This is a genomic window from Flavobacterium sp. KS-LB2 (assembly GCF_036895565.1).
GTDB lineage: Bacteria > Bacteroidota > Bacteroidia > Flavobacteriales > Flavobacteriaceae > Flavobacterium.
In genome coordinates this window covers 465,288-491,186 of the sequence record NZ_CP145904.1, presented here as the reverse complement: position 1 = coordinate 491,186, position 25,899 = coordinate 465,288, and the positions used below count along the sequence as shown (strand labels likewise).

The following is a 25,899-nucleotide window of genomic DNA, read 5'->3' as shown; positions in this document are numbered from 1 at the left end:
ACTAATATAATAATTCAGAAAAGCAGTATCTATTATTGATTAATCTTCTTCTGTATTTCTTCTAAAATAAAAAGATAATCTTCTTGATTTTTTACAAAATCTCGGTCCGAAACATCAATGATGAGAACATTCAAATCGGTTTGGGATTTAATATAATCCAAATAACCGCTATTGATTTTATCTAAATATTCTGCTGGAATTTTTTGTTCGTAGCTTCTGCCACGTTTCTTAATATTTTGCAAGAGTCTTTCTGAATTTTGATACAAATAAATGTACAAATCTGGCTTTGGCATTTCTCTGTAAATGATATCAAAAAGATTTCGGTACAAGCGATATTCATCTTCAGCTAAAGTTATTTTAGCAAAAATCAACGATTTAAAAATATGATAATCAGCCACCAAAAAATCTTTAAACAAATCAAATTGCGCTAAATCATCGGACAATTGCTGGTATCTATCCGCAAGAAATGACATTTCAAGTGGAAACGCATATCGGTTTTGGTCTTTATAAAATTTAGGCAAAAAAGGATTATCCGCAAAACGTTCTAACACGGTTTTTGCATTAAAATCTTCGGAAATTTTTGTAGCCAAAGTTGTTTTACCAGCTCCAATATTCCCTTCAAAAGCAACATAATTAAACTGCTCCAGAGCGATATGTTGCAATGGATTTACCAAATCCTGAACAATTGTACAATTGCTTTCATCTGGTGACAAAGCCAATAATTCCGAAATATTTTTTTGAAGAATAGGATGTTTCCAATCTAAATTCAAATCCTGAAGGGGCAACAAAACAAAATTCCTGTTTTGCATTAAAGGATGTGGAATTTGTAGTTTTTCTGACTCAATAATTTCCTCATCAAAAGCAATTAAGTCAATATCGATGTTTCGGGATTGATATCCTAAACCAGCACTACGAACTCTTCCTAATTTTTTTTCAACTTTTAAAACTTGTGCTAAAATTTTCTGAGCAGAGCTAGTGGAATGAATAAGCAAAGCACAATTATAAAAAGCATCACTATCAAAACCCCAAGACGGGCTCTCATATAATCTGGAAACTTTAATTACTGTTCCTATTCCCTGATGTATTAATGCTATGCAAGTTTCGATATTTTCCAATCGATTGCCTTGATTACTGCCTAGGGATAAAATGACCTGATGTTGTGATTTCATATTAAGCGCAAATTAACTAAAAGAATTTCAGAATAGAAGTATCTTTGCAAAGAGTGTTAATAACTAATTTTAGAATTTCAACCCTTAAATTTGTAACAAATTGACCTCATTTGCGACATATTAAAAAAATATAATTATGAGATTTTTAGGAAATGTATTGGCGACCATTATAGGTATTTTTGTTTTTTTCATGTTGTTCTTTTTTGGGATCATCCTTATTGGAGCCATTTTTGGAGGAGAATCTGAAGGCGTAACAGTAAAAAGTAATTCCGTTATCGAATTGAACTTGGAAGACATCAGAAATGATTATGCTGGAAAATACAAAGATCCGTGGGTTACAATTTTTTCAGAAAACAAAAAAGTAGGCGTTACTGATATCATCAATGCCATTGAAGAAGCAAAAACAGACAATGATATTAAAGGTATTTCTATTCTAAACAATGCTTCATCATTGGGTATGGCGCAAAGTAAAGCCTTGAGAGATGCTCTGGAAAGCTTTAAAAAATCAGGAAAATTCGTCATGGCTTATGCCAATTCGTATTCACAAAAAGAATATTATTTAAATTCGGTGGCCAGTCCAATTTATATAAATCCGGTTGGAGAAATGGACTTCAAAGGTCTTTCTGCTGAACTTATGTTCTTTAAAGATTTTCAGGAAAAATCAGGGTTAAAAATGGAAGTAATCCGTCACGGAAAATATAAAAGTGCCGTAGAACCGTTTTTAGAAAATGAAATGAGCGATGCCAATAGAGAACAAACTACAGCCTTATTAAATTCTGTTTGGAGCTCCATCACTGCTGATATTTCTAAAAGCAGAAATATACCTGTAGTAAAATTAAATGAAATTGCTAACGGACTTCTTGCTCGAACTCCAGAAATGGCAAAATCCCAAAAATTAGTAGACATTATTGCGTATGAAGATGTGTACCATAATGCCATCCGAAAAGCGCTTAAAGTAGACAATAATGAAGACTACAACACTGTATCCGTTATAGATTACGCCCAAAAAATCGCTACTACATCACAAACTTTTGACAGCACAGATCAAATCGCTATTATCTATGCCCAAGGAGAAATCATGGGTGGTGAAGGCGATGTGAATGTTATTGGCGAAGGTTCTATGCGTCGCTCGTTACAAGAAGCTCGAAAAAATAAAAATGTAAAGGCGATTGTACTTCGTATCGATAGTCCAGGTGGAAGTGCTTTGACCTCAGATTTGATTTGGAGAGAAATCGAATTGACTAAAAAAGTAAAACCAGTAGTGGTTTCTATGGGAAATTATGCCGCTTCTGGCGGGTATTATATTGCTTGTAATGCCAATACTATTTTTGCTGAAGAAAACACAATTACTGGTTCGATAGGCGTTTTTGGAATATTACCTAATTTTACTCCATTAGCCACTAAAATTGGGATACATACAGAGCAAGTTAAAACGCATCAAAACTCAGCAAATTATAGCCCTTTTGTACCAATCGATGCTAATTTCAAAGCGGTTACATTAGAAGGTGTTGAACATATTTACAAAACCTTTGTTACGCATGTCGCACAAGGTCGAAAAATGACATTTGCACAAGTGGATGCTATCGCTCAAGGAAGAGTTTGGACTGGTTCAGAGGCCCTAAAAATAGGACTGGTAGACAAAATTGGAGGCTTAGATGACGCCATTGCAAAAGCAGCATCTTTGGCAAAAATAAAAAGCTATAGCACCCAAAATTATCCAGAATACGAGAAAAATTTTGATGATCTTTTAGCCAATCTCCCTTTTGCAAAATCTAAAGCAGATTTCATAAAAGAAGAAATAGGAGAAGAAAATTATCGTATAATGCAAGAAATAAAAAAATTGCAAGCGCAAAAAGGAGTTCAAGCCTTAATGCCTTTTGAAATTAATATTCATTAAGAACTTATAATCCATCAGAAAATCCGTTTAATCAATTGCTTAAACGGATTTTTTTATGCCTTAGTGTTAAATTACTGTTTATAAAAAACACCAAAAAAACCATGCTGTGCTAAAAATACTATTTTTGTAAAGAAATAGAAGGCATTATTTTTGTTACACTTGGTAGAATCTAAAGAAAGTAAATTATGGTAAAGAAAGTTTTAAAAATTATTGGAGTCCTCATCATCCTACTAGTAGGAACTTTATTTGCTGCTCCTTATCTATTTAAAGACCAAATAAAAGCTAAAATCTCTGAAGCAATCAATGCCAAAGTAGACGCTAAAGTATCCTTTGCAGAAGTAGATTTAAGCTTGTTCAAAAATTTCCCAAATGCGAATGTAACATTAGAAAAGTTAGTGATTATCAACAAAGCACCTTTTGAAGGGGATACATTGATTTCATTAGGAGAACTAAATTTAAAAATGTCTATCAAGGAACTTTTTAAAGGTAAAACTGAAGCGATAGCAATTGACGGAATCACTTCGAAAAATGGACTAATCAATATCATTTTCAACAAAGACGGAATTGGGAATTATGACATTGCTTTGAAAGAGGAAAAAACTGCAGACGATGGAAAAAGCAGTCCGCTATCCTTAAAAATTCAAGACTATAAAATTGAGAATTTCAAGTTTCGTTATTTCGACGAAAGTTCAAAAATAAAAATGGTAATCGACAGCTTGAACCATGAAGGAACTGGAGATTTTGCAGCACAAAAATTAGATTTGGTTACCAAATCAACTGCAAAAGTATCGCTGGATATGGACAAAGTCAATTATATGAATAATGTTGCGTTGACTCTGGACGCCGTTTTGGGAATTGATTTAAACAATAGTAAATACACCTTCAAAGAAAACAAAGCGTTAATCAATCAATTGCCGCTGGAATTTGATGGATTTATTCAAATGGTGGAATCCGGTCAGCAATATGATTTGAAATTTAAAACGCCAACTTCCTCTTTCAAAAATTTCTTAGGAATTATTCCTGCGGCATATGCTGCTAGTTTAGACAACGTGAAAACAACTGGAGATTTTACCGTAATCGGTTTTGCCAAAGGCTTATATTCTGACACAACGGTACCAAAATTTAATATTGAAATCGCTTCCAATAACGCATCTTTTCAATATCCCAATTTACCAAAATCAGTTCAAAACATTGTTATTGACACTAAAATAATCAACAAAACGGGGATTCTAAATGATACGTATGTCAATTTGGACAAACTTTCTTTCCAAATTGATCAAGATGTTTTTAATGCCAAAGCCAACATTAGAAACATAACAGAAAACGCAATAGTCGACGCAGCATTAAAAGGAACTATCAATCTAGCCAATCTTTCTAAGGCCTATCCTATAAAACTGGACAAGCCCTTATCTGGGATTTTAAAGGCTGATGTGACTACAAAATTCGACATGCAATCCGTTGAGAAAAGTCAATATGAAAATATCAATAATGCGGGAACGATGAGTTTATCCGGTTTCAAGTATGCGGATGAGAACGGTAAAACAATGAATATCAGCACTGCAATAGTTCAATTCAACCCTAGCCAAGTGAATTTGAAACAACTGAATGCAACTACCGGAAAAAGCGACATTAGTGTAACGGGAGTTTTAGAGAACTTCTATGGATTTATATTTAGAAACCAAGAATTGAAAGGAAACTTCAACATGAATTCGAAACAATTAGCTGTTGATGATTTCATGACAACTGGGGAACCTGCGAAAACAGAAACAGCAACGGCTAAAAAACCAGATGCTATGAAGATTCCTGCTTTCTTAAATTGTACGCTTACCGCAAAAGCGACTACGGTTTTATATGATAATTTAACCTTGAAAGACGTATCAGGAAAACTGATTGTGAAAGATGAAAAAGTAACTTTAGAAAATGTAAAAACTTCTATTTTTGGAGGAACAATTGGCGTGAATGGAGCGGTTTCAACAAAAGGAGAAACACCCGTTTTCAATATGGATTTAAAATTAAATCAAGTCGACATTGCGCAGTCGTTCACGCAACTGGATATGTTGAAAAAAATTGCGCCAATAGCTGGAATCATTAATGGAAAATTAAATTCAAGCATCAAATTAAACGGAAATCTTGATGCAACAGAATTTACTCCTGACTTGAAAACACTAACCGGAGATTTATTGGGACAACTCCTTTCGACCACTGTAAATTCTAGTAATTCGACTTTATTGACGGCTTTGGGTTCTAACTTGAAATTCATTGATGTGAGTAAACTCAATTTGAACGATTTGAAAGCGGCGGTAACATTCAAAGATGGAAAAGTAAATGTGAAGCCTTTTGACATCAAGTATAAAGACATTAAAGCAACAATTGGAGGAACACATGGTTTTGACCAAAGTATGAATTACAATTTAAAATTTGATGTTCCCGCAAAATATCTGGGTTCGGAGGCCAATGCTTTAATTGCAAAATTATCTGCTGCTGACGCTGCAAAATTAGAAAGCTTTCCGATAAATGCTGTATTATTGGGTAATTTTACCAATCCAAAAATCACAACTGACATTAATACTGCTGTTACTAAATTGACGACACAGCTGGTAAATCAGCAAAAAGACCGACTAGTAAAACAAGGAACATCCGCGTTGACAGACTACATTAATAAAAATAAGAAACCCGGAGACACTACAAAAACTGCGACTCCTGCAACTCCAGCAACCAAAGAAGCCGTAAAAGCAAAAGCAACCGATTTACTTAACGGATTGTTTAAAAAGAAAAAGAAAGTAGTCGATACGACGAAAGTCAATTAATCCGACTTTTAGATTTACTAGAAAGAGGAATCGCAACTGTTGTGATTCCTCTTTTTTGTTTATACATGAATTTCAATATGGTGCCAAGCGCGAAAAATAGGGTTCAAAAACACTACTTCTGTTACAAATTCTAATCATCTACAGTTACGAGTCTTGCGTAAGGGATGGAAGCGGCATCCTTTTATGGCTCTCGTTTTTTTGCGAGAGCCATAAAAGATACAGCGGACGACCCGACCCATTTGAAAAAATATTTTTCTTATTTTTTCAAATGGGATACGCCCCAATACATGTACTTATACATTAATTTGTACCACATATCCTTCAGAACCGCGAATATTAAAAACCGTTCCGTCTTCAAAAAGTAAATATTGCCCTTTTATTCCGGTCAATTTTCCTTGAAACTGCGGTGTTTTATCTAAACTCAAACTATTTACTTTAGTGGGATACTGTAAAACGGGATAATGCATCTCATACAAATCATTCTTTTGCGAATAAAAGTATTCCTGAACTTCCGTTGGAATCAAATTCTCAACCTTTAATCGTTCTGCGATTAAGTCAATTTGCTCCACATTATTCGTCAGCATTTTGCGCCAATTGGTTTTATCAGCATAATGGTTTTTCAACGCTACCTCGGTAATTCCGGCTAAGTATCGGTTAGGAACTTCCACAATCGAGATGGCTTGGGTGGCACCCTGATCTATCCATCGCGTTGGCATTTGGGTTTTTCTAGTCACTCCTACTTTGACTTCGCTTGATAAAGCCAAATACACGATATGAGGTTGTAATTGCACTTTTTCTTCATAAGCTAAATCTCGATCTTGAATCCCAAGATGGGCGGTACTCAACTCGGGTTTCATAATCCAATCGCCAACAGCCGCACTTGAATAGAAGCAATCATAACAAAATCCCTGACGGAATATTTTCTTTTTCTTCCCACAATTCAAACATTGGAATCCTACAAAATTAATTTCTAGATTTTTGTTCAGCAACTGATTTACATTTAAAAAACTATTTTCAAAAACCAAATAATATTGAATTGGGTTTCCAAATTCAGTTTGCATTTTTGTAAGTACACCTTCGTATGTCATTGTGATTAAAGTTTCAGGTTTAACGCAACAGTTAAACAAATTTTGTTATTTTTGGTAAAGTTATAACTCACAATTCATAATTCATAATTTAAAAATGCCACTAACCATAATCAATTCGTTTGCCTCTTGGGTTCTCAAACAAAGAATTCATCAGATCGAACTTTTCTTGAAATATCCAAATGAGGTTCAAGAAGAATTGCTTATGAATTTATTACAGTCGTCAAAAAACACTGCTTTAGGCAAAGAATATGATTTTGCTTCGATACATTCTTATGCGACTTTTGCCGAAAGAATTCCTATTTCAACCTACGAAGAATTACAACCATTGATTGAAAGAACCCGCAAGGGCGAGCAAAATGTTTTTTGGGAAACACCTATAAAATGGTTTGCCAAATCCAGTGGAACAACTAATGCCAAAAGTAAATTTATTCCGGTAAGCAACGAAGCGCTAGAAGATTGTCATTATAAAGGAAGTAAGGATTTGTTGTGTTTGTATTTGAATAACAATGAAGATTCCGAACTATTTCTTGGAAAAAGCTTGCGTCTTGGCGGAAGTTCCCAAATTTATGAAGATAACAATACGTTCTTTGGAGATTTATCAGCGATACTAATCGAAAACATGCCTATTTGGGCGGAATTCAGCAGTACGCCAAGCAATAAAACCTCTTTGATGAGCGAATGGGAAACCAAAATTGCAGCGATTATAAACGAAACCAAAAACGAAAACGTAACCAGTTTCGCAGGGGTTCCTTCTTGGATGTTAGTTTTAATGAATAAAATGCTGGAAGAAACCGGACAAGGAAATCTATTCGAACTTTGGCCCAATTTGGAAGTATACTTTCACGGAGGCGTAAATTTCGAACCGTACCGAGAACAGTACAAAAAAGTACTCCCTAAAAAAGATTTTAAATACTACGAAATATACAATGCCTCTGAAGGTTTTTTTGCCATTCAGGATTTGAATTATTCGAGCGACTTATTGCTAATGCTGGATTACGGCATCTTCTATGAATTTATTCCAATGGATACTTTTGGAACACCAGATCAAAAAACAATCCGATTGGCAGATGTAGAATTGTTCAAAAATTACGCATTGGTCATCACGACAAACTCTGGCTTATGGCGTTATATGATTGGTGATACCGTTCGTTTCACCTCATTGAATCCGTATCGAATTCGGGTTACCGGCAGAACCAAGCATCATATCAATGTTTTTGGTGAAGAATTGATGGTCGAAAATACGGATCAGGCTATAGCCAAAGCGTGTAAACTTACCCAAACTGAAGTAGTCGATTATACCGTTGCTCCTATTTTCATGAAAGGCAAAGAGAAAGGCGCTCACGAATGGATGATTGAATTTAAAGACACTCCCACAGATGTATCTCAATTTCAAAAAGCATTAGACGAAGCCATTCAATCCTTAAATTCTGACTACGAGGCGAAACGCTACAACAACATGACTTTGAATCCGTTAGTAATTAATGTAGCACGGAAAAATTTGTTTTACGATTGGTTAAAAGATCGTGACAAACTGGGCGGTCAACACAAAATTCCAAGATTATCCAACCAAAGGGATTATTTGGAACAATTGAAAAGCATGCAGTTTCAAACAGCATAAAAAATGGAAAAGATGAAAAACACCTTCTACATCTTGATAACGCTACTTTTTCTGAGCTCCTGCGGACCACACAGAATGAGTTGTGGTGCGAGAGGAATTTGCAAATCTCCCGAAAAACAAACATTGGAAAAACCTGAAAAAAAATTTACCGTTAAAGTATAAAAAAAGCTATCCAAAAAGTAATTTAAGGGATAGCCTTTCATCTGATTATTACAGTATTTTACTCCTCCTCCATCATATCGATATGCCTGTCATGATAGCCCAACAAATACAAAACACCATCCAATCCTAAACTGGAAATCGAACTTTCTGCTTTCTCTTTTACGGTAGGTTTAGCATGAAAAGCAATTCCTAAACCTGCCAAATTCAACATCGGCAAATCATTAGCACCATCACCAACAGCGATAGTTTGATTGATGTGAATCCCTTCTTTTAGCGCAATCGCTTTTAGATATTCCGCTTTCTTTTTACCATCAACAATTTCACCAAGATAGTTACCCGTTAACTTACCATTCTTTATTTCTAATTCATTAGCGTGAACATAGTCAATACCTAATTCTTTTTGCAAATACTTCCCAAAAAAGGTAAAACCTCCGGACAGAATAGCCGTTTTGTACCCATAATATTTCAAGGCTTTCATCAAGCGATGCGCGCCTTTTGTAATAGGCAGATTTTCAGCAACGGATTGCAACACATCTTCACTCAACCCTTCTAGCAAAGCCATACGTTGCTTGAAACTTTCGCTAAAATCAATTTCACCATTCATCGCCGATTCTGTGATAGCACGAACTTGCTCACCCACACCCGCTAACTCTGCTAATTCATCAATTACTTCCGTTTGAATTAAGGTTGAATCCATATCAAAACACACTAAACGGCGGTTTCTTCGGTACATATTGTCTTCTTGAAACGAAATATCTACATCTAAAGTTCTAGAAATTTCCATAAAACTAGCTGTCATAAAGGATTTGTCAACGATAGTTCCTGTCACTGACAATTGAATACAAGAACGTGGAAATTCTTCCTTTTCAATAATAGAAACTCGCCCCGTTAGTCTTTTGATTGCATCAATATTCAAATTTTGGTTCGACAATATTTTAGTGACAGCTGCCAATTGAACTGCTGTTAAGGTTTCACCCAAAACATTAATGGTATAGCGTTGTTTGCGTTGTCCTTTGACCCATATTTCATAATCCGCAATAGAAATTGGTATAAACTTAACTTTCACACCCAATTCATAGGCTTTGAACAATAAATCTTTTAAAACAGGAGCGGAAGAAGAACCCGCTTTTATTTCAAATAAGATACCTAAAGAAAGCGTATCGTGAATATCTGCTTGTCCAATATCTAAAATAATAGCATCATAATTCGCCAAAATAGATGTCAAACCTGCAGTTACACCCGGTTTATCCTGACCTGAAACTTTTAGTAAAATAACCTCTATATCTTCTACTTGCATTTTATAATTATTTGATTTAGAATGGACAAAAATCGACAATCTGACGTTGATAAAAAAAAATAATCCCCCTTTTTATGAACAATAACAAATAGTGTAATTTACAAATAAAAAAACCTGTTCAAATGAATGAACAGGTTTGTTTTTTTGAGAAAATCGCAATTTTTATGATGCAATTTCCAAACGTTTCAATAAATTTTTATTCAATGTTTCTTTAGCATACTCCACATCAATTTCTAATGTTTTATCATCAGAACTTGGCAATTCATACATAGCATCCGTTAAAATTGCTTCGCATAATGAACGCAATCCACGAGCTCCTAATTTATATTCTAAGGCTTTATCCACAATAAAATCTAAGGCTTCATCTGTAATAGTAAACGTTACTTCATCCATCAAAAACAATTTCTCGTATTGTTTGATTAACGCATTTTTAGGCTGTGTCAAAATTGCACGCAAGGTTTCTCTGTCTAAAGGATCCATGTGTGTCAAAACTGGCAAACGACCAATAATCTCCGGAATCAATCCAAAATCTTTGATGTCTTTTGGAATAATGTATTGCAACAAATTGTCTTTGTCAATGTTATCCACATTTTTTGAAGTCGAATAACCAACAGCTTGACGGTTCAATCGTTTTGAAATAATTCTTTCGACACCATCAAAAGCACCACCGGCGATAAACAAAATGTTTTGCGTATTTACCTCAACAAATTTTTGGTCCGGGTGCTTGCGTCCTCCTTTTGGTGGCACATTTACAACTGTTCCTTCCAATAATTTCAATAATGCTTGTTGCACCCCTTCACCAGAAACATCACGCGTAATAGACGGATTGTCACTTTTGCGAGCAATTTTATCTATTTCGTCAATGAATACAATTCCACGTTCTGCTTTGGCAACATCATAATCAGCAGCTTGCAAAAGACGCGTCAAAATACTTTCGACATCTTCCCCAACATAACCTGCTTCCGTAAGAACTGTTGCATCAACAATAGCTAAAGGCACATCCAACATTTTTGCAATGGTTTTAGCTACCAATGTTTTTCCTGTTCCTGTTTGTCCCACCATGATGATGTTACTTTTTTCAATCTCAACCTCATCGTCTAATTGCTGTTGCATCAAACGTTTGTAGTGATTGTAAACCGCAACCGACATTACTTTTTTAGTTTGGTCTTGTCCAATTACATATTGATCTAAGAACGCTCTGATTTCTTTTGGTTTTTTCAAAATCAAATCACCAACCAGTTTTGAACTTCCGCTGGATTTTAATTCTTCTAAAACAATTCCGTGAGCTTGTTCGATACATTTATCACAAATATGTGCATTGATTCCAGCAATCAATAAATTGGTTTCTGGCTTCTTTCTTCCACAAAACGAACACTCTAATACTACTTTTGCCATTCCTTTTAGTCTAATGTCATAAAGTCAAAAGTCGTAAAGTCTGAGCAATGCTTTTGACTTTCTGACTTTTGACTTTCGACTAATAATTTATCCTCTTATTAAAACCTCATCAATCATTCCGTATGCTTTTGCTTCTTCAGCAATCATCCAATAATCACGTTCGCTATCAGTATGAACCTTATCGAAAGTTTGTCCGGAGTGGTGCGAGATAATTTTGTATAACTCATCTTTCAGTTTCAACATTTCGCGTAAGTTGATTTCCATATCAGTAGCAACTCCTTGTGCTCCTCCTGATGGTTGATGAATCATTACTCTTGAATGTGGCAAAGCCGAACGTTTTCCTGCAGCTCCTGCACATAACAGCACCGCTCCCATAGAAGCTGCCATTCCTGTACAAATAGTCGCTACATCTGGCTTGATGTATTGCATTGTGTCATAAATCCCTAATCCTGCGTAAACACTTCCGCCTGGAGAATTCAAATAAATTTGAATATCCTTAGAAGCATCGGCGCTTTCAAGGAACAATAACTGTGCTTGAACGATGTTTGCGATTTGGTCATCAATTCCTGTTCCAAGGAATATAATTCTGTCCATCATCAATCTGGAGAAAACGTCTAATTGTGAAATATTCAACTGACGTTCTTCGATGATATATGGAGTCATGTTTTTAGGAGTCATTGCGCCTACGATTTTATCGTAATACATGGAGTTTACACCGTGGTCCTTTGTAGCAAATTTTTTAAATTCTTTACCGTAGTTCATATTTTTTTGTTCTAAGTTTTACGTTATATCTTGTGATTCCATTTAATGCAAAGGTCATACCTCTTTATAAATGATGTCAATATGTCTTATTTTTTAGCCCAGATGGAAGTAAAAAGCTTTTTGAATTCCGTTTTTTAGTTTTTTTATTCTTGCAAAGCGACTGGAAGAAGCTCTTGCAGGAATTTAAAAAACAGAAACGGAAGAAAAAACTTGAAACGTACAGCTGGATTAGCTCCTGAAATTAATTCAAACAAAAGAGCGCCAAAAAATATTTTTTCTGACGCTCAAATATAACTATTTTTTATTGTTTTGTCTTTGTAATAAAATCTTAAAATTTGAAACAACTAACGAAATTTGATTCCCATTTTTCAACTTTTGACTTTATGACTTTTGACTTTACGACAATACTTTATTCTCCGTAAGAAGCAGCAATAAATTCTTCGTAAGTCACTTCTTTAGTTGTAGGATTTGCTTTTTCTTTGAACAATTCCAATAATTTCTCAGCAACAACTTGGTCAGAAAGTCTTTTCACTTCGTCTTGGTTAGACAAAACTCTAGCTACAATTCCTTGAACTTCTTCGTCAGTAGGATTTGTTTGCCCGAATTGCGCCATTTGTTGACGGATATTTTTTGTAGTGAATGTTTTCAAATCTTCAAAAGTGATTTTGATGTCAGACTGAGCCATTGCTCTACCTTCGATCAATTGAAAACGCAATCCTTTTTCAGAACGTGCATATTCTACTTCAGCTTCCTCAGGAGATAATTTTTTCTCACCAACAGTTTGCAACCATTTTTTAAGGAATTCAGCTGGTAAATCAAATTTTGTGCTTTCGATTAAGAACTCAGTAACATCACCTAATAATTTTTGGTCTGCTTGTTGTGCAAATTGATTTTCAGCATCCTCTTTGATTTTTGCTTTCAATTCTTCAAGTGAAGAAACTGCTCCAGCTCCAAACAATTTATCGAACAATTCTTGGTTTAATTCTGCTAATTCAGCAGTGTTGATTGCTTCGATTGTGAAGTTTACATCAACATCTAAACCGTGAACATCATCATGACTTACTTTCATCACGTCCATCAATTGGTGGTCGTCTTCAAATAAACCTTTCGTATTTACAGTCACTACATCACCTACTTTTTTACCTATGAACAAGTCAAAAGTCGCTTTGTCTTTGAAAAGATCAGCAGCAATAGTGGTAGCGTTATTAATTCCTTTTTCTTCGTTAGTGAATGTTCCTGTCACATCCGAATCTGCAGCAACAACCTCTTGAGGAATTGCAGTTCCAAATTGTTTTTGAATTCTTTCCACTTGACCGTCGATTAATTTATCGTCAGCAGTAACCACATATTTTACGATGTCGTTTTTAGCCTCTAAGTCTAAAGTGAAGTTTGGTACCAAACCAATTTCATATTCAAAAACCAATTCTTCAGCATCCCAAGAAAAATTTTCGTTTACTTTAGGAAGTGGCGTTCCAAGAAGGTTTAATCTTTCTGATTGTACAAAACGCTCCAATGCTAAATCAACCACTTTCTGAACTTCTTCTTCTTTGATTTTTTTACCGTATTGTTTTTCAACAAGATCTTTAGGCACCGCTCCTTTTCTAAATCCCTTAACAGTTGCCAAAGGCATTTTTTCGTTTATTCTTTTTGCAACTTGTCCTTTGTAATCCATGTGAACAACAGTCATTACAATTGTTTCATTCACAGCGTCTATTGCTACTCTTTTGATATCCATCTTCTTCTTTAATTTACATAATAAAATTGGGTTGCAAAATTATAAAATTTTTGCAACCCAAACAAGCTTTTTAGTACTGAACCTTCGGGATTGAATTTTAGGCAGTTATTTGACAAAATCAGAGGTTAGAAAAGGAAAATAATTTGGGCGTGTCCCTCCAGATGGCGCTGTCGTCCCTCCTAGCAACTTCGGGTCAGGCTGTTCGTTATAATCTTTTATTGCGCTGCGCTTCATAAAAGGATTTTCACTGCCATCCTTCACGCGGGTCGTGGTTTTCAAGAATATAAAATCGCTTTAATATTTTGTAATAATTTATTTATATATTTAAGCATCAAAAAACAAATACCCTTGCAAAATAATGATTGAGAAAACTATTTACACATTGAATGCTAGAGGAAATATGCTATTAGAAATCACTAAAGAATATTTCCAACTAAATGATGAAATAATGCATTCAGAGATCACTAAAATGTTCAACACTCTAAATAATATTCTAAAATCCAAGAATTTAGAATATTCAAAACTAAAAAAATGTCTGATACCTCAAAGTGACAGAAAAGAAATAGGACTAATATTTGACACTTCTAAAATAAAAAATAATTGGTATGGTAAAGAAATATTTAATAATATAATTCCTCTTTTTGATGAGAAAAGTTCTCATAGTATACTCTGTGGTGATTACATAGGTACCAATGAAAACCAAAAAATGTTATATTATCATTTCTTCAAAGAAATCCGTCAATTAAAAGACATTGAATATAAACATTCAACTCAATTCTATATTGTTTACATTAACAATTTATCAAATCAAAGATTTAATCATTTTATTGAAAATCTAAAAGAAGTCCAATCTTTCATTGGTTATTTCAACTTAACAAACCAATCTCCTATTAAATCATTATTATCCACAATGCTTGTAAATATTTTTATAAAACAAGATAAAAATATCATAATGAGTCACGAAGATGATAGAAATAACAATGAAGACATAAATATTTTGGGTTATAAATTTGAAGAATCAAATTTTATAATCAAAAGCATACAAGAGTCATATTATGGAGTCTTTCTTTCCTATAAAATCGAACGAGAAATCATTAAAGGTTTTGAATGTGATTTAAATTTCTCATTAAATTCAATGAGTCCACTCATTTCAAAAATAGAGATAATTGAGATTAATGAAGATAAACTCGAATACTTAAAAACCGAAAAAACTGGCAAACTAGAAATAGCAAACTTAATCACATATTCAAAAGAAGAATTAATTGATATTATCCAAAGTAAAATCAACAGCAATTACATATATAACATGACCGTTTCAAAAGAACATAATGTTTTAAAATTTGTCATAATAATTGAACTTTTAAATAAAGTTAGTAAAACAATTAAAATAACAATCGTATTTGAATACATTCCTAAAGAGAAAAAATTAAGAGTGATAACTTTATACTAGCCAGCCAGCTCCACAAAGTGTTCTTTCAAAGAATAAATTTATCGCATAAGCTGCGCAAATGTCTCTGACTTTGCGCCCACAATAATGAGCAAATAATACAACAACCAAAACCAATAAAAAAAGCCTTGAAAATTAGTTTTCGAGGCTTTTAAGAAAATTGTTTATGAGTTGTAGCCCGTAGCGGAATCGAACCGCTCTTACATGGATGAAAACCATGCGTCCTAACCGATAGACGAACGGGCCATTTTTCAATGTTTCGGGTGCAAAAATAACACTATTTTTGAGATGCACAAAGCCAAACCCAAAAACCTTCCAATAAAAATAGTTTTTGTAATACCTGTAAAAGACAATCACTTCATTATCATAAACCTACTAAAAACAAGAATCCCTTTTGCAACAAACTATTTTTTTTAAATCCTTTAATAATTCAAACTCAATCCAAAACCCATTCCCATATCACTGTCATAATGCGTGGTAATCCCAAAATTTCTTTTGACAATATACCGCAAACCCGCCATGTATTCTTTGTCCGTATTCCACATTAAATTCATACGCAATCTTTTGGAAACCGGAATATCCATGCGTTCCAATTGCAGTCTGAAATTCCCGTCGGTATACACTTCGGCTTGTGCTTTGATGAGCATTGGCAACGTATATTCGACTCCGGCACTGAAAACAGCGCGATTGTCTTTGGTATTGGTTTGACCAAAAAGATTCTCTTCCATTGCTCCCATTTCCATTTTTCGGTACCTCCAATCAAAACCGATGAACGGCATCAGCCATTGCATTTTCCCGATGTATCTTCCAATATGCGTTTCGGTTTCGTACCCGTGATGATTGGTGTAGCCCAAACGCCATTCGGTACCAATACTCCAACGCGTGTTTTGAATCATCAACATTCCATCATTCCCGTTGGTGGCAAAATCATTTTCGGCCATCACATGAAAGGCTCTGTCATCAGCGAATAATTTGCGTTGTGCTAATTTTGGATTTGGAATCAAAGGATTTGGCTCTTGATTTTCATAACTAAAAACCCTGCCCATTCCCGCCATCATGTGATAGAGAATGTGACAATGAAAAAACCAATCGCCTTTAACATTTGCATTAAACTCAATCGTATCGGTTTCCATCGGCATAATATCGATAATATTTTTCAGCGGTGCGTATGCTTCTTTTCCGTTTAGCACTCTAAAATCATGTCCGTGTAAATGCATCGGGTGGCGCATCATGGAGCCATTGAAGAGTACAATTCGGACATTCTCGCCTTTTTTAATTAGAATTTTATCCGCTTCCGAAACTACTTTATTGTCCAGACTCCACACATAGCGATTCATGTTACCTGATAATTCAAAACGCAATTCTTTCACCGGTGCATCTTTTGGCAATGTTGTCTTGGTTGGTGATTTCAGCATGGCATAATTCAAAGTTGTAATCTCCGAAAGTGCATTAGAGTCGTACTGATTGTGGTTACCATGTTCCGCTTCCTTTTGACTTTCGGCTTTTGACTTTTGACTGCTTCCTGTAATTTCAGGATACATCACCACATTCATGTCCATTTGGTTGAGCGACATTTGCATGCCCATATCATCTAAATCGCCATTCATTTTCATCATGCTGTTCATCATTTTCATCCCTTCAAAATACTTTAATTTAGGCAAAGGTGAAATTAATTGCTTGATGCCATCTCCTAAATACAACGAAGCCGATTTGGTCCTGTCCTCCGAAGTGACTAAAAACTCATACGCCGTTTTATCGGCAGGAATCGTTACAACAACATCATAGGTTTCAGAAACAGCAACTATTAATCGGTCGACTTCAACAGGTTCCACATCATTTCCGTCACTGGCAACAACGGTTATTTTTCCGCCGGCATAATTCAACCAAAAATAAGTCGAAGCACCACCATTGGAAATCCGCAACCGCACTTTATCTCCCGCCTTAAATTGCGAAAGCTGACTTTCACTTTTCCCGTTAATCAGGAACTTATTGTAATACACATCACTTACGTCCATGGCGTTCATTCGCTTCCATTCATTCGTAACCTTTGTTTTGAAATGTCCTGCTTTTATAGCTTCAGCATAGCTTTGCGTGGTACCTTTTTGAATCGCAAACCAGTCCGTGGCATTGTGCAATAACCGATGTACATTTTCTGGTTTCATATCAGTCCATTCGCTAAGAATGATTGGAACTGTTGGCAGATCGTCTATTCCTTTTCTAAAGGTTGGGTCTTCATTTCTTTTGTTCATGATAAACAAACCGTACATACCAATTTGTTCCTGTAACCCAGTATGACTGTGGTACCAATGCGTTCCGTGTTGAATAATTGGAAACGTATATTTATGCGTCGTTTTAGGCTTGATTGGCATTTGAGTCAAATTCGGCACACCATCTTCTTTATTGGGTAAAAATAATCCATGCCAATGCAGTGAAGTATCTTCATTTAATTCGTTATGCACATAAATTTCGGCAATATCGCCTTCGGTAAACGTTAGTGTTGGCATTGGAATTTGTCCGTTTACGGCAATTGCTCTTTTGGGTGTATCGCCAAAAGTGACAATCGTATCCCGAACATATAAATCATATCGAACTACTTTTTGTGCTTTAACATTCAAAGCAAAAAGCACGATTATAATTATAAAATATCTTTTCATCTTACAGTTTTAAATTACGCAATCGCAACGCATTTGCAATTACGGAGACCGAGCTAAAACTCATGGCCAAAGCCGCAATCATTGGCGAAAGCAACACTCCAAAAAACGGATATAAAACGCCTGCGGCGATTGGAATTCCCAACACATTATAGAAAAAGGCAAAGAATAAGTTTTGCTTGATATTTTTCATAACGGCATGACTTAAATTTTTGGCTTTTACAATTCCTTGCAAATCGCCTTTCACTAACGTTATTTTAGCACTTTCAATAGCCACATCTGTTCCAGTTCCCATCGCAATCCCGATATCGGCTTGAGCCAAAGCCGGAGCATCGTTAATTCCGTCGCCTGCCATGGCTACAATTTTCCCTTCGGATTGCAATCGTTGAATCTCTTTGAGCTTGTCTTCGGGCAAACAACCCGCTTTAAACGAACTTAAATTCAATTGTGTCGCCACTGCTTTTGCCGTATTTTCATTATCGCCCGTTAGCATAATCACCTCAACTCCTTGGCGCATCAGTTCTTTTATTGCTTCGGCGCTTGTTGCTTTTATGGCGTCAGTTATCGATACAAATCCCACTACGACTCCGTCCACTGAAATGTAAGAAACCGTTTTCCCTAATTTCTGTTCGGCTACAATTTGATTTTCTAATTCCGCCGAAACTTTGGCATTCACTTGCTCCATCAATTTTTTATTTCCGAGCGCCACTTTTTTATTGGTAACTGTGCCAATAACTCCTTTACCGGAAATCGCTTCAAAATCCTTGACTTCGATTAAGGGAATGTTTTTCGCTTTCGCAAAAGTGACTACGGCTTGCGCCAAAGGATGTTCGCTGTACTGATTTAAAGAAGCAATGCTTTGCAACAAAGAATCTTCGTCATTATTCAATGAAAATACTTTTTCAACAGAAGGTTTACCTTCCGTAATCGTTCCTGTTTTATCAGTAATTAGAACATTAACTTTGTTCATATTTTCCAGTGCTTCGGCATTTTTTATCAAAACTCCCGATTGCGCTCCTTTCCCAACACCAACCATCACCGACATGGGCGTGGCCAATCCCAAAGCACATGGGCAAGCAATTATTAATACAGCAATGGCATTGATAAATCCATAAACCATTGCGGGTTCAGGACCAAATTGTGCCCAAACAAAAAAGGTAATTATGGAAGTTATAACAACAATAGGTACAAAATACTTCGCAATTCTATCGGCTAATTTCTGAATTGGTGCTCGGGAACGACTGGCATCATTTACCATTTGTACAATTTGTGAAAGCAGGGTTTCTGAACCGATTTTTTCAGCAATCATCACAAATGATTTGTTTCCGTTGATGGTTCCTGCAATAACAGCATCATCCATTTTTTTATCAACTGGAATCGGTTCTCCTGAAATCATCGATTCATCAATAGTACTTTCGCCATCGGTTATTTTTCCATCAACCGGAATTTTATCTCCTGGTTTCACACGCAACAAATCCCCTTTTTTTATGTCGTGAATCGAGATAACCATATCTTTTCCATCGCTAACTAAAATAGCTTCGGTCGGCGCTAATTTCAATAATTCTTTTATGGCACCACTAGTTCTGCTGTGGGCTTTGGCTTCTAATAATTGGCCTAGTAAAACTAAGGTTAATATGACTGTTGTCGCTTCAAAATATAGGTGAACAGTTCCGTGATGCGTTTTAAATTCATCTGGAAAAATATTTGGAAAAAACAATCCTACTAAACTAAACAGAAAAGCAACACCCGAACCAATTCCAATCAACGTAAACATATTGAGATTCCATGTAACAATAGATTTCCAAGCGCGCTCAAAAAACATCCAACACGCATAAAAAACTACCGGAAGCGACAATACTAATTGTACCCAATTCCACTTTTCAGTATCCATGATTTTCATCATCGGATTATTCGGAATCATATCTGACATGGCAATAATAAAAATAGGAACTGTAAAAACTATCGCGATTTTCATTTTACGAACCAAGTCATCGTACACCTTGTTTTCTTCAGAATCGGTGGGTTCCATTGGTACTAAATCCATTCCGCAAATGGGACACGAACCCGGTCCGTCTTTGATAACTTCTGGATGCATGGGACAAGTATAGCTTGTTTTTGCACCAGTTAATTCGGGGGCTTTTACCAAATCCATTCCACAAACCGGACAACTTCCTGGTTTATCATAGACTTTTTCGCCCTCACAATGCATCGGACAATAGTATTTACCTTGCGCATTCTCTGGTAAAATTACAATTGGTTTCTCTTGTTGTTTGTTTGAACCGCAACACGATTTCGCTATGGGCTCCTCTTTTTTTACAGAACTACAACACGATTTCGCGATTGAATTCTCAGTTACTTCAAGAGAATTAGCCTCATTATTCATTGTGATTGTATAATTTCCGGCAGCAGTTAAAGCTTCTTGTAAGTTAGTAGTCGGAATGTATTTATCCATTGTTATCGTTGCTATTGGCGGATCCAAAGTAAGTGTCGCTTGAATCCCTTCAATAGCATTCAATGTTTTTTCGACTTTGGAACGGCAACCATCGCAAGACATTCCAGTGACTGTATAGGTATGTTTCATAATATTGAGTTATAAAAAAAATCGGTTCTATAAAAAGTATAGAACCGATTTTAAAAAACTTTAATGTTGATGATTCTGTTCTTTTTTGTCACTTGCTTTTGGAGTCATTTGCATTCCACATTTTGGACATTTTCCGGATTTATCACTCATTTCTTTAGCGTGCATCGGACAAGAATACATTGGATTTTTAACTTCTTGAGGAGCCATTTTCATTCCGCATTTAGAACATTTTCCTGGTTTATCAGCAGTTGTTCCGTCCATTTTACATACGTATTTTGCAACAACTTCTGTTTTTTTTCCTTTCCCTGAAGTATCGTGTTTTAATGTTTTTACTAATTTCATTCTACATTTACTGCACTCTCCTTCTTTAGAACTCATCTCTTTTGGGTGCATAGGACACGAATACATTTCTTTTTGAGTTTCCTTTTGGGACGATTTCACAGCTTCTTGAGCTGATGCCATTGAATTTACTGCTAAGAACACGCTTAGTACGATAATTAATGTTTTCATTTTTTCTATTATTAAAATATTAAACTAAAGATTCATTTCTACTGTTCAAAGGTACTCGACCTGATATTTTGACTTGTTGTAGAATTTTGGAAATGATTTGTAAATTTTACAACCCATCAATTTGCAATCTATTATTTTCTTTTAATTTTTTAAAATGAGTTGGCGTAACGCCAGTGATTTTTTTAAACTGATTACTCAAATGCGCTACATCGGTATAATTCAGTTTAATTGCAATTTCACTTAAAGTTAATTCTTTATACATTAATAACTCCTTTACTTTTTCGATTTTTTGAGCAATAAAATAATGCTCAATAGTCATGCCTTGAACTTCTGAGAATAAATTACTCAAAGTGCTATAATCTTGTACTAATTGTTGCGATAAATAGTGTGATAAATTAATTTTTAATTCATTCTCTTGATGGTGCACCAAATCAACAATGAGGCATTTAATTCTCTCTATAAGTATCGTTGTTTTGTCTTCTAACAATTCAAATCCTAGCGATTGCAGTTTTATCTCTAACTCCTGCTTTTGATTCTCTTTAAAATTTTCTACTAGTTCGACTTCTCCTAATTCAACTGAAACAGGAAATATTCCTATTTTCTCGAGCTCGGATTTCACAACCATTTTACAGCGATTGCACACCATATTCTTGATGTAAAGCTTCATCATTATTGAACAATAGCTATTCTTCTACCACAATTTAACATTTCAGAACCAAAATAAGGATTGATTACCTCCTTAGTCTCACTTATCCAATAGCCCGTTTTGCCTTCTCCATACATAGGACAATAATCCTGATATACCGTTTGTTGTGTTCCAAAAGCCTTTATTAAATCATAGACATCTTTGCTCAATAACGAAAAATATTCTCTTTGATGGTCTATTTTTCCAGCATTATCACCTATGTGTTTGACATGCGCTTTGGCATCAGCCAAAATAGCATTATATCTATTTTTTGAATCGCTATCCAAAGAGGTTGAACTAGTACTATTTAAAGTAGTAATCAATGTTTTTGCAGCAGTTGCCGTTCCTTTTGAATCGTCTTTGGTCAGTGTGTTTTTAATTTTGAGATAATTCAGAACTATTGCGTCGGTTGGAAAAGCTGTTTTGTTAGTATTTCTAATTTTAATTATTCCGCGAGTCTCCACAACAGTTTGGCCCGCAGGAACTACTGTTTCTTCTTTTTTAGTCGTGGTTGTTTGCGCCACCTTCTCGGTTAATTCCATTCCACATTCAGAGCATTCACTCCCTTTTTCGCCTGTAATTTCAGGATGCATTGGACATGAATACAATTCAGCACCTGCTTGGTTCGTTACTGCTGTATCGGTTTTTGTTTCTTTATTATTTTGGTTACAAGAAACACACATTACTGCTAATGTGACTATTGATAAGATTATTTTTTTCATTTAATATATATTTAATTATTGTAGCAAATTGCTTGACTATTTGATGGCTATTTTTTGAAAATTCGTTTGGTAAGGTTTTTTACTTATTTTATTTTGAAACATTAAAAAAGTTATATTCCAAGTTTAGATAAAATCCATTTGGCGCAGACCGCAACATAGAACTGTATAGTTCTTGTCTATAAGCAACATCAATTCGCGCTTGACTATTGATAATAAACTGAATAGAAGGCACAATATCTAGATATGATTTTCCATTTTCGTTTAATGTCTGTCCAACAAACTCAACCATTGTATTGATGTTTGTTTGCTTGAAGTTAGTGTATTTTTTTGGATACATCAATCTTCCAAACGATAGTGTATAATTGGTAGCGTTATCACTTTGCGCCACTGGAAAACTATAATCAGGCTTATTATCGAAAGCCTTTTCAAAACTTACCGAAGTACTAATCGCTACTTTCTTGATAAGTTGCGTGGCTACAATTCCTGTTTCAAAACCAGTATTATGTCCCATAATCTCTAACTGTTCCTGATGAATATCGGCATTATTGAAACTATATCGACCGAAAGCTGCCATCCTAAAATGACTCTGCAAATCATCGGTAGACAGGAAACGATATTTAGTATAAAAACTGGCGCCTTCAGTAACCAATTGATTGCTTCTATTGCTGACAAACATGGAGGTTCTCACCATCAAATTTTTATTGATACCCCAAGTGACTTCAGGCATGATATGATAACTATAACCTGACTTCATTTGTTCTTTGAAAATAGATTGTCCCAAACGAATTCCTAATGAGCCTGAAGGAACATTACTTGCCGGATCAGTAACTACAAAAAGCTCCTGAGCCGATATTCCTTGAATAAGAAATAGTGTAAATACGATTAAAAATCTTCTCATTAAATTGCTGATTTAATATGGTAATCGTCTTCGTTGTCTGCGGAATATGACGCTGTTTTTGATAACGTTTTGAGTAGTTTTTTATGTTCTTTTTGCGTTACATATCCTTTGTCATAAACTCTAACTTTTGTTTCTCCGTTACTATTTTTAAGTTTTTCATCCAATAAAACGAAAGTAGAACCGTTTAGTAAAATGGTTTTATCCTCAGCCATTTTTAAGCTTTCTGTTGGCACTGTAATTACTAATGAACCGATAAAAAAACCGGCTTTTTCAACACCTGCTTTCAATACTTTTGGCATTATTTTACTTTCTTTTTTAAAATAAACGGTAAATGTATTCGTATTCAAATCCGTACTCACACTATCTACACCAACGGTTGCTTTCAGTTGTTTGTTTATTGCATTGGAACACATAGAACACGTTAAACCTGTTGCCATTATCTCAGCTTTTGAGATTTGAGAATAGGATTTTGCACTTGTAATTAAAACCAAACAAGCGATTAGAATGAGTTTTAAATGTATATTTTTCATTTTGTTTTATTTTTTTATCTGCATTAAAATTTGCTCTTCTGTAGGATTGATAATAACCAGTTTTCCTGATGCATCAAAAAGATAAGCGCTTGGTAACTGCTCTACTCCAAAAAGTAGTGCTGATTTTGCATCAAATCCTTTCGAATCAATCAGCTGCTCGTACGCTAATTTATCTTTTTGAATGGCATTCATCCATTTTGTTTTATCTGTATCCAAAGAAATTCCAACAATTTCGAAGTTTTCCTTTTTATTTTGATTGTAAAACGGAACTAACTTTTTATTAGCAATTCTGCAAGGTGCGCACCAAGATGCCCAAAAGTCTATTAAGACTGTTTTCCCTTTTAGCGAAGCCAAATTTATTGATACCGCCTTGCTGTTTGTCAATTGAAAATCAGGCAAACTATCGCCAATTTTCATTTGAGCGCTGGCCACTGAAATGGTGAATATCAAACTACACAACAAGATTATTTTTTTCATACTAAGGTCTTAGTGTAATTATTGAATCGTTTCAACCGTTTTTCCGCACGTCATCATTTGAGAACCGTAATATGGATTCTTAACCGCACTCTCTTTGCTCAACCAGTTAGCTCCTTTTCCGTCATTTGCCATAGGGCAAAACTGAAGATAAACCGGAGTTTCGTATTTGGCCACTTTTATCAATTCATAGATTGATTTTGAAAAAGGGATGAAAATTTCTCTTTGGCGTTTGATGTCTTGTGTTTCAGCAATTTCTTTAGCACCAGCCATTAAAGATTTCATTTCTTTCATCCAAACCATGTGCACATCCATAGCAAGCTCGTCCATTTTTACTGCATTTAATGCTATTAGAACTTCTTTCGCCACAGTAGCAGCCGCTTTTCCATCTGTTTTCACCAAAGCATCTTTCAGAAGAAAATAGGTATCAAAAACAACTTTTAGTTTAGTATCCACTTGCTGTTTTACAACTGTCGCATCAGAATGAGTGGCGTGGTTTGAATGATTTTCTGTAGTGGTGCTTTCCATTTTCATTTCGGTAGAAACGGCTACTTTTGCCTCTCTTTCATATTGACAACATCCGTGTAAAGCGTCATAAGTAGCATCTGGAGCAAGAAATTTATCACTATCATAACCGGCTAAAGCAATGCGTTTCAAGATTTCGTCCTGACTCGTTTTAGTCGAATCATACGTAAGTGTTGCCATTTTGGAATCTTTATTCCACTCTATCTTAGACACTTTTTTAAGGTTTCCGGCGGTTTCTATCTTGCTCTTACACATGTCACAGTTTCCGTATATTTTAACGGTTTCTGTTTTGCTGTTTTTAATTTGCGCGCTTGCACTTGTAACTGAAAGCAATAGAATTATTGCCATCAATATTTTTCGTATTGAATTCATTGTATGTATAATTTTGATGTGAATTAGCCACAAAAAAGATTAAAAACTATAGTGTATTAACTATGTTTCAAATTGTAATGGACTAAAAAAATAATGATTGTAAAGCATATAATGCTTTGAAAAAGACAGTCTTTTGGCTGTCATAAAAGTAATTTAGCTTATTTTAGGAGGAAGCCAAATAGAGCGAAAATGGGAAGAAATGAATATTTCCGAGTAATAGTAATTTTGTTTTTCAGTAGAAAAACTAAAAACTTGGTTGTTTAATTCGGTATAAAAAACCGAAGTTAAACCCAATTGAAATGCTGAACTGCTGCATGTAACATTTTTACAAGCCCCTTTGCAGCCGTCATGAGAACTTTCATTAGATTTTTTTTCTTTCTTACAACAGTCTTTTTTATTTTTTTCTGAAGAAGATTCTTTTTTGCAACATGCCTTCTCTGTTTTTATTCCACATGCAAAAGCCACGCTTGGTATCATAAAGAAACCAAGCATAAGCAATAACACTATGTAAAACTTTTTAGACATTGTTTATCTTATATACAAGCACAAAGGTATAAAATTAACAAATACTGTA

At 35.0% G+C, this 25,899-nt stretch carries 21 protein-coding genes and 1 tRNA gene; 5 read left to right on the top strand and 17 right to left on the bottom strand.

Translation table 11 applies throughout. The annotated features are described in order from the left end of the window. Positions 1–32: 32 nt before the first annotated feature. On the bottom strand, positions 33–1,169 hold the full coding sequence (gene folK, locus V5J73_RS02160) for a 2-amino-4-hydroxy-6-hydroxymethyldihydropteridine diphosphokinase (protein ID WP_338647293.1): 1,137 nt from the start codon (positions 1,167–1,169) through the stop codon (positions 33–35). Positions 1,170–1,305: 136 nt separating this feature from the next. On the opposite strand from folK, the gene sppA reads away from it, so the two are divergent. Both sppA and V5J73_RS02150 read left to right on the top strand, forming a co-directional pair. Then, positions 1,306–3,066: a signal peptide peptidase SppA gene (gene sppA / locus V5J73_RS02155; RefSeq protein ID WP_338647291.1), complete on the top strand. Its 1,761-nt coding sequence runs from the start codon at positions 1,306–1,308 to the stop codon at positions 3,064–3,066. A gap of 185 nt (positions 3,067–3,251) precedes the next feature. Next, on the top strand, positions 3,252–5,873 hold the full coding sequence (locus V5J73_RS02150; protein WP_338647289.1) for an AsmA-like C-terminal region-containing protein: 2,622 nt from the start codon (positions 3,252–3,254) through the stop codon (positions 5,871–5,873). Between the two features lie 293 nt (positions 5,874–6,166). Here the strand turns inward: V5J73_RS02150 and V5J73_RS02145 are convergent, their stop codons facing one another. Continuing rightward, the gene (locus tag V5J73_RS02145) at positions 6,167–6,961 is read right to left on the bottom strand and encodes a DUF2797 domain-containing protein (RefSeq protein ID WP_338647288.1); all 795 of its coding nucleotides are present in this window, start codon (positions 6,959–6,961) and stop codon (positions 6,167–6,169) included. 94 nt (positions 6,962–7,055) lie between these two features. Here V5J73_RS02145 and V5J73_RS02140 point away from each other — a divergent pair, with 94 nt between their 5' ends. Beyond that, positions 7,056–8,579: a GH3 auxin-responsive promoter family protein gene (locus V5J73_RS02140; RefSeq protein ID WP_338647287.1), complete on the top strand. Its 1,524-nt coding sequence runs from the start codon at positions 7,056–7,058 to the stop codon at positions 8,577–8,579. A 12-nt stretch (positions 8,580–8,591) separates the two neighbouring features. Beyond that, on the top strand, positions 8,592–8,741 hold the full coding sequence (locus V5J73_RS02135; RefSeq protein ID WP_338647285.1) for a hypothetical protein: 150 nt from the start codon (positions 8,592–8,594) through the stop codon (positions 8,739–8,741). Between the two features lie 58 nt (positions 8,742–8,799). Here the strand turns inward: V5J73_RS02135 and serB are convergent, their stop codons facing one another. The 4 genes from serB to V5J73_RS02115 all read right to left on the bottom strand — a co-directional run bounded on the left by serB (position 8,800) and on the right by V5J73_RS02115 (position 13,930). Further along, complete coding sequence (gene serB / locus V5J73_RS02130) at positions 8,800–10,038, bottom strand: phosphoserine phosphatase SerB (protein WP_338647284.1); 1,239 nt, start codon at positions 10,036–10,038, stop codon at positions 8,800–8,802. Positions 10,039–10,200: 162 nt separating this feature from the next. Beyond that, positions 10,201–11,433 (bottom strand): ATP-dependent Clp protease ATP-binding subunit ClpX, encoded by a 1,233-nt coding sequence (clpX, locus tag V5J73_RS02125; RefSeq protein WP_338647283.1) that lies wholly within the window; start codon positions 11,431–11,433, stop codon positions 10,201–10,203. An 87-nt stretch (positions 11,434–11,520) separates the two neighbouring features. Continuing rightward, entirely contained in the window at positions 11,521–12,195 is a 675-nt protein-coding gene (gene clpP / locus V5J73_RS02120) for an ATP-dependent Clp endopeptidase proteolytic subunit ClpP (protein WP_073351820.1), read from the bottom strand. A 409-nt stretch (positions 12,196–12,604) separates the two neighbouring features. Further along, the gene (locus tag V5J73_RS02115) at positions 12,605–13,930 is read right to left on the bottom strand and encodes a trigger factor (protein WP_338647282.1); all 1,326 of its coding nucleotides are present in this window, start codon (positions 13,928–13,930) and stop codon (positions 12,605–12,607) included. Between the two features lie 358 nt (positions 13,931–14,288). Between V5J73_RS02115 and V5J73_RS02110 the strand changes: the two genes are divergently transcribed. Next, positions 14,289–15,380: a hypothetical protein gene (locus tag V5J73_RS02110; RefSeq protein WP_338647281.1), complete on the top strand. Its 1,092-nt coding sequence runs from the start codon at positions 14,289–14,291 to the stop codon at positions 15,378–15,380. Positions 15,381–15,551: 171 nt separating this feature from the next. On the opposite strand, the gene V5J73_RS02105 is transcribed toward V5J73_RS02110, so the two are convergent. The 11 genes from V5J73_RS02105 to V5J73_RS02055 form a co-directional block, all read right to left on the bottom strand. Further along, positions 15,552–15,623, bottom strand: a tRNA-Glu gene (locus V5J73_RS02105). Between the two features lie 176 nt (positions 15,624–15,799). Further along, positions 15,800–18,031, bottom strand: a complete 2,232-nt coding sequence (locus V5J73_RS02100) for a multicopper oxidase family protein (RefSeq protein ID WP_338647280.1) — start codon at positions 18,029–18,031, stop codon at positions 15,800–15,802. Between the two features lies 1 nt (position 18,032). Further along, on the bottom strand, positions 18,033–20,609 hold the full coding sequence (locus V5J73_RS02095) for a heavy metal translocating P-type ATPase (protein WP_338647279.1): 2,577 nt from the start codon (positions 20,607–20,609) through the stop codon (positions 18,033–18,035). A gap of 60 nt (positions 20,610–20,669) precedes the next feature. Further along, the gene (locus V5J73_RS02090) at positions 20,670–21,119 is read right to left on the bottom strand and encodes a heavy metal-binding domain-containing protein (RefSeq protein WP_338647278.1); all 450 of its coding nucleotides are present in this window, start codon (positions 21,117–21,119) and stop codon (positions 20,670–20,672) included. 106 nt (positions 21,120–21,225) lie between these two features. Further along, positions 21,226–21,786 carry an AraC family transcriptional regulator gene (locus V5J73_RS02085; RefSeq protein ID WP_338648649.1) on the bottom strand — a complete coding sequence of 187 codons (561 nt, stop codon included), beginning with the start codon at positions 21,784–21,786 and terminating at the stop codon, positions 21,226–21,228. Positions 21,787–21,788: 2 nt separating this feature from the next. Continuing rightward, positions 21,789–22,526 carry a DUF3347 domain-containing protein gene (locus V5J73_RS02080; protein WP_338647276.1) on the bottom strand — a complete coding sequence of 246 codons (738 nt, stop codon included), beginning with the start codon at positions 22,524–22,526 and terminating at the stop codon, positions 21,789–21,791. A gap of 88 nt (positions 22,527–22,614) precedes the next feature. After that, on the bottom strand, positions 22,615–23,424 hold the full coding sequence (locus V5J73_RS02075; protein ID WP_338647274.1) for a hypothetical protein: 810 nt from the start codon (positions 23,422–23,424) through the stop codon (positions 22,615–22,617). After that, a complete protein-coding gene (locus V5J73_RS02070; RefSeq protein WP_338647273.1) occupies positions 23,424–23,954 on the bottom strand; it encodes a heavy-metal-associated domain-containing protein in 531 nt (176 codons plus the stop codon). The genes V5J73_RS02075 and V5J73_RS02070 overlap by 1 nt, the downstream gene beginning before the upstream one ends. A 6-nt stretch (positions 23,955–23,960) precedes the next feature. Further along, complete coding sequence (locus V5J73_RS02065) at positions 23,961–24,431, bottom strand: TlpA family protein disulfide reductase (protein ID WP_338647271.1); 471 nt, start codon at positions 24,429–24,431, stop codon at positions 23,961–23,963. 18 nt (positions 24,432–24,449) lie between these two features. Beyond that, entirely contained in the window at positions 24,450–25,325 is an 876-nt protein-coding gene (locus V5J73_RS02060; protein WP_338647269.1) for a DUF3347 domain-containing protein, read from the bottom strand. 153 nt (positions 25,326–25,478) lie between these two features. Next, the gene (locus V5J73_RS02055; RefSeq protein ID WP_338647267.1) at positions 25,479–25,850 is read right to left on the bottom strand and encodes a hypothetical protein; all 372 of its coding nucleotides are present in this window, start codon (positions 25,848–25,850) and stop codon (positions 25,479–25,481) included. Between the last annotated feature and the right edge of the window lie 49 nt (positions 25,851–25,899).

Excerpts from the sequence above, each read along its gene's own strand:
- V5J73_RS02100 (WP_338647280.1), bottom strand. The coding sequence starts at position 18,031 with ATGAAAAGATATTTTATAATTATAATCGTGCTTTTTGCTTTGAATGTT.
- serB (WP_338647284.1), bottom strand. The coding sequence starts at position 10,038 with ATGCAAGTAGAAGATATAGAGGTTATTTTACTAAAAGTTTCAGGTCAG.
- sppA (WP_338647291.1), top strand. The coding sequence starts at position 1,306 with ATGAGATTTTTAGGAAATGTATTGGCGACCATTATAGGTATTTTTGTT.
- V5J73_RS02140 (WP_338647287.1), top strand. The coding sequence starts at position 7,056 with ATGCCACTAACCATAATCAATTCGTTTGCCTCTTGGGTTCTCAAACAA.
- V5J73_RS02060 (WP_338647269.1), bottom strand. The coding sequence starts at position 25,325 with ATGAATTCAATACGAAAAATATTGATGGCAATAATTCTATTGCTTTCA.
- V5J73_RS02115 (WP_338647282.1), bottom strand. The coding sequence starts at position 13,930 with ATGGATATCAAAAGAGTAGCAATAGACGCTGTGAATGAAACAATTGTA.
- V5J73_RS02150 (WP_338647289.1), top strand. The coding sequence starts at position 3,252 with ATGGTAAAGAAAGTTTTAAAAATTATTGGAGTCCTCATCATCCTACTA.
- V5J73_RS02085 (WP_338648649.1), bottom strand. The coding sequence starts at position 21,786 with ATGAAGCTTTACATCAAGAATATGGTGTGCAATCGCTGTAAAATGGTT.
- V5J73_RS02075 (WP_338647274.1), bottom strand. The coding sequence starts at position 23,424 with ATGAGAAGATTTTTAATCGTATTTACACTATTTCTTATTCAAGGAATA.
- V5J73_RS02065 (WP_338647271.1), bottom strand. The coding sequence starts at position 24,431 with ATGAAAAAAATAATCTTGTTGTGTAGTTTGATATTCACCATTTCAGTG.
- folK (WP_338647293.1), bottom strand. The coding sequence starts at position 1,169 with ATGAAATCACAACATCAGGTCATTTTATCCCTAGGCAGTAATCAAGGC.
- clpP (WP_073351820.1), bottom strand. The coding sequence starts at position 12,195 with ATGAACTACGGTAAAGAATTTAAAAAATTTGCTACAAAGGACCACGGT.
- clpX (WP_338647283.1), bottom strand. The coding sequence starts at position 11,433 with ATGGCAAAAGTAGTATTAGAGTGTTCGTTTTGTGGAAGAAAGAAGCCA.
- V5J73_RS02095 (WP_338647279.1), bottom strand. The coding sequence starts at position 20,609 with ATGAAACATACCTATACAGTCACTGGAATGTCTTGCGATGGTTGCCGT.
- V5J73_RS02080 (WP_338647276.1), bottom strand. The coding sequence starts at position 22,526 with ATGAAAAAAATAATCTTATCAATAGTCACATTAGCAGTAATGTGTGTT.
- V5J73_RS02090 (WP_338647278.1), bottom strand. The coding sequence starts at position 21,119 with ATGAAAACATTAATTATCGTACTAAGCGTGTTCTTAGCAGTAAATTCA.
- V5J73_RS02135 (WP_338647285.1), top strand. The coding sequence starts at position 8,592 with ATGAAAAACACCTTCTACATCTTGATAACGCTACTTTTTCTGAGCTCC.
- V5J73_RS02070 (WP_338647273.1), bottom strand. The coding sequence starts at position 23,954 with ATGAAAAATATACATTTAAAACTCATTCTAATCGCTTGTTTGGTTTTA.
- V5J73_RS02110 (WP_338647281.1), top strand. The coding sequence starts at position 14,289 with ATGATTGAGAAAACTATTTACACATTGAATGCTAGAGGAAATATGCTA.
- V5J73_RS02055 (WP_338647267.1), bottom strand. The coding sequence starts at position 25,850 with ATGTCTAAAAAGTTTTACATAGTGTTATTGCTTATGCTTGGTTTCTTT.
- V5J73_RS02145 (WP_338647288.1), bottom strand. The coding sequence starts at position 6,961 with ATGACATACGAAGGTGTACTTACAAAAATGCAAACTGAATTTGGAAAC.